At 62.0% G+C, this 4,536-nt stretch carries 3 protein-coding genes; all 3 read right to left on the minus strand.

Annotated features, from left to right (window positions below; all coding sequences use genetic code 11):
- Positions 1-174: 174 nt before the first annotated feature.
- Positions 175-411, minus strand: a complete 237-nt coding sequence (locus tag VML93_RS32570; RefSeq protein WP_325617042.1) for a FitA-like ribbon-helix-helix domain-containing protein — start codon at positions 409-411, stop codon at positions 175-177.
- A gap of 86 nt (positions 412-497) precedes the next feature.
- The gene (locus VML93_RS32575; RefSeq protein WP_325617044.1) at positions 498-3,686 is read right to left on the minus strand and encodes a type I restriction endonuclease subunit R; all 3,189 of its coding nucleotides are present in this window, start codon (positions 3,684-3,686) and stop codon (positions 498-500) included.
- Positions 3,683-4,536: PDDEXK nuclease domain-containing protein (locus VML93_RS32580; RefSeq protein ID WP_325617045.1), on the minus strand; the 854-nt coding region annotated here is incomplete at its 5' end. The genes VML93_RS32575 and VML93_RS32580, both read right to left, overlap by 4 nt.

Here is a 4,536-nt window from a genome sequence, read left to right on the forward strand (position 1 = left end):
TGGTGCTGATAAGTCGCGCCTGCTCGTGGCGACGCAGCACGTTGCCGACCTCGGCGTCTATCAAATGCGGTGCGTGCCAACGTATCTCCGGAAGCCGCCGACGGATTGCCGCAGCAGCGTCGGTCTTACCGACCAAGGCCAGCACGAGCGCAGAAGCGTCAATAACGCAGTCGTTCACCGCCGGTCCGCGGCCAGATCGGCAAGGACCGATGCCCTCGTCGCCCCCGGCGTGTCGCTTTCCTCGCGTGCGGCTTCCATGGCGGCCAACGCCTCCGCCGCGGTGGGACGGCTCGCGAAGTCGATCAGCCAGTCGCGCATATAGGACTGTATGGAGCGCCCCGCGGCGCGGGCACGCTTGCGAATGACCTCGTAGGCTTCCTCAGGGATCTCCCGGATCTGTATCGTCGCCACCCCGCTAATTTATAGCGATATTAGCGCTTTCGCGCTATTTTAGCGCTGATACTAGCGATAATCTCGGTGAATTTGGCCAAGGCCAGTCATAGCATCTTCCCGTCGTTAGGTCGCGCCTGATCCGCGTAGCGCGGCGCCAACGCCTCCATTTGTTCGATCACCAGCTTGATCGCCGCCGGCTGCTTGTCCGGCGGGTACTTGTACTTGACCAGCAGCCGCTTGATCGACGATCGCAGTTTAGCGCGGACGTCGTCCCGCACCGTCCAGTCGGTTTTGGTGTCACGCTGCATCACGGCGACCAGTTCCCGCGCTATCTGCGCCAGCACCTCTTCGCCCTGGATCTCAACGGCGGATTCGTTGTCCGCGACCGCGTCGTAGAAGGCGAGCTCGTCATGGGACAGCGGTGGCGTGAACCGCTTGCCCCGGTTTCCCTCGGCTGCAACTTCTTTGGCCATCGCGATGAGTTCGGCGATGACCTCTGCCGAGCTGATCTGCTGGTTGGTGTACTTGCGCATCAACTCCGAAACCCGATCAGAGAAGTCGCGCTGACGCACCAGATTGTTCTTGGTAGCCCCGCCCATTTCCTTGGTGAGCAGGGCGCGCAACGCCTCAATGGCCAGGTGTGGGTTCTCAGACTTCTTGGCTTTGATCTCGAATTCCGGCGTCAGGTCAGACAGTGACGGCTTGCCCAGTCCCGCAGCCTCATAGATGTCGATGATCTCGCCGCCTGCTGTCGACGCGTCGACCAGTCCCGAGAGCAGTCGCCTAATTTCCTCCGGGATCGGCTTGCCCTCGGCCTGGCGCTGCTGGGCATCGAACTTGCCCATCACCACCCGGACCTGCTCGTAGAACTTTACGGTCTGCCGCAACTCGTGGAGCGTCTCATTGCCCGCGCACAGCGACCAAGCTCGAGCCAAATGGTTTGACAGCGAACGGAACTGGTCGCCAAGTGTCGGTTCGTTCTGATTTCCCGCAGTGGTCGGCGCTCGCAGGTAGGCGGCCAGGGCGATAGCTGCCTTCAACCAGCCGGCCAGTGGCACCTTGGATCGCCAGTCGTAGCCTGCACACAATTCGTCCAGTCGCGCAACGAGTTTGCGGGTCTCGACGACGGCACCTTCGATGCCCTTGCCGAGCGGCTTCTCGGCGCGGTCGGTCTCGGTGTATTCGGCCAGGGCCGTCGCGAGGTTGTCCACCAGCGGCGCATAGGCGACCAGCAGTCCCGACGGCTTGCCACGAAACGTCCGGTTAACCCGCGCGAGCGTCTGCATCAGTAGTGCGCCTTTGAGCGGCCGGTCCAGATACAGGGTGTGCAGCGGCGGCGAGTCGAAGCCGGTGAGCATCATGTCTTTGACGATGACGATCTGGAGTTCGTCGTCGGGGTCACGCAACCGCTTCTGAATGGTCTTATTTTGAGCTTCCCTGCGCACATGTTTTGCGATCAGCCCTGAGTCCTGCGCCGAACCCGAATAGACAACCTTGATGACGCCCTTGTCGACGGAGTCGTGATGCCAGTCCGGGCGGAGGGCGATGATCGCGTCGTAGAGCCGCGCGCAGATCTCGCGTGTTGCGCCGACGATGAATGCCTTGCCGGTGCAGTCGATGAACGGCCGCATCGCTTCAGAACGCGATTCCCAGTGCGTGACGATGTCTTCGGCGAGCTTCGCCAGGCGCTCGGGTGCGCCGTAGATGGCGTTGATGACGGCGACCGACTTTTCGATCTGCGCACGCTCGACGTCGTCGAGGCCGAGGGTAGCCTCTTTGGCGGCGTCATCCAGGTCGTCCTCGCTGAAGCCTGCCGCCCACCCAACCCTGGCGAGACGCGGTTCGAAATACACTGGCACCGTGGCGTTATCCGCCACCGCGCGGGTCAGGTCGTAGGTGTCGATGGTCGGGCCGAAGACCTCGCGGGTGTTGCGGTCGACCTGCGAGATCGGCGTGCCGGTGAAGGCGATGAAGACCGCGTTGGGCAGCGCGTCGCGGATGTGGCGGGCATAGCCGTCGATGTTGTCGTAGTGGCTGCGATGAGCCTCGTCGACGATGACGACGATGTTGCGCCTGTCGGTCAGCAGAGGATGGTCGGTACCGGATTCGCGTTCGGCCTTGGTGAGACCGAACTTTTGCAGGGTCGTGAAATAAATCCCCCCGGTGGCTCGGTTCGACAGCTCGTCGCGCAGCTGCGAGCGCGTGCTCACTTTGACCGGGGATTCCGCGAGCAGCGTTGACCGATTGAATGTTTCATAGAGCTGGGAGTCGAGGTCGGTGCGGTCCGTGACGACGACGATAGTCGGGTTCTTCAGCTTCGGGTACTGTGCCACCAGGTGCGCGTAGAGCTCCATTTCCATCGATTTGCCCGAGCCCTGGGTGTGCCAGACGACCCCGGCCTTGCCGTTGGTCTCGGCCGCCTGCACCGTCTGCCCAGCAGCCTTGGTGACAGCAAAATACTGGTGCGGCTTGGCGATTCGCTTCGTAAGGCCGTCGCCGTCTTGATCGAAGGCGGTGAAGTTGCGCAGCAGTTGCAGGAAGCGTTCTGTGTTGAACAGGCCGTCGATCAGGACTTCCAGTTCTACCGCCACATCTAGGTTGTCGGCTGACTCCCCGACTGCGACGAGCTTGCCGTCATCGTCGACGTTCCACGGCGCGAAATGCTCTAACGAGGTGAACGGTGTGCCGTAGCGGGCGGTGATCCCGTCGCTGATGACGGTGATCACCGCGAACCGGAAAGCCATGGGGAATTCGCGCAGATAGGTTTGCAGTTGCGCATGAGCAGCGGCGATGTCGGCGTGCTGCGCGCCGGCCTGCTTGAGTTCGAAGATCGCGACCGGCATCCCGTTGAGGTATAACACCACGTCGAAACGCCGGTGCTTCTCGGTGGTGCGGACCGTAACCTGTTGGACGGCTAGGAATTCGTTCGCCTCGGGCCGGTGGCTGATCAGCCTTATCGTGGGGTTCTGCTCGATGCCGTCGGAGTCGATGTAGGTGATTCCCCGGTAGCCCTCGACGAGGTAGCGGTGCAGCCGGAAGTTCTCGGTGATGGCGTCCTGCGATCCCGGCTGGATGATCTCTGCGCGCGCCTGGTCCAAATATTGGCCGGGCACATCGGGATTCAGCGCGCGCATCTTGGCCAGCAGACGGTCCGGCAGCATGATGTCGGACCAGGATTCGCGGCCCCCGTCGACCCCGGGTGCAATGTCGCTGCCGGACATTGCGATCCACTCATGCTCGGCCAGTTCATCGAGCACTTTATGTTCCCAGGCGGCCTCACTGAATTCGTTCATGAACGCTCCTCATCACTTCTGCCGTCCAGCTCGGCTTCGAGCTCTTCGACGGTGGGAAGGCTCGTTTCGAGTTCTGGTGGCAGGCTCGCGGTGATCGCGGTTTTCCATTCGGCGACACCGATCGGCGCGGTGTATCCGCGCAGTGCGTATTCGGCGACGATGTTGTTCTTTGTCTTGCACAACACCAGGCCGATGGTTGGCTTGTCCTCGGGGTGACGTAGCAGGTCGTCGACGGCCGACATGTACATGCCAAGCTGACCCAGGTAGCTCGGGTCGAAATCACCGACCTTGAGTTCGATCACGACGAAGCAGCGCAGCGTCAAGTGGTAGAAGAGCAGATCGACGTAGAAGTCGGTGTTGCCGATCTCCAGGTGGACTTGCCTCCCGACGAACGCGAAGCCCTGCCCGAGTTCCAGCAGGAACTTCTCGACGTGGTCGGTTAGCGCCTGCTCCAGATCACGTTCACGGCGAATGTCGGCGATACCGACAAAGTCGAAAAGGTACGGGTCGCGGGTAGTCTGCTGCGCCAGGTCGGAGTCAGCCGGGGGAAGTGTCTGAGCGAAGTTGGTGACGGCGCGGCCGACGCGCTCGTGGAGTTGTCCGTCGATCTGATGGGCCAGGATGTCGCGGCTCCATCCATGCTCGACGGCCATTTGGCCGTACCATAACCGCACGTCAGGGGAATCGAGCTTCTCGAGCAATGCGATCTGATGACGCCACGGCAATTGTGCAACGCTGCGTTGCACAATTTCCTCGTCCGGCCAGGCGGCAGCGAAAGCCCGCATGTACTTGAGGTTGCGCGGCGAGAAGCCCTTGGCATCCGGGAACCGCTCACGAAGGTCATCGGAGA

Source organism: Mycobacterium sp., assembly GCF_035499775.1.
Taxonomy (GTDB): Bacteria; Actinomycetota; Actinomycetes; order Mycobacteriales; family Mycobacteriaceae; genus Mycobacterium.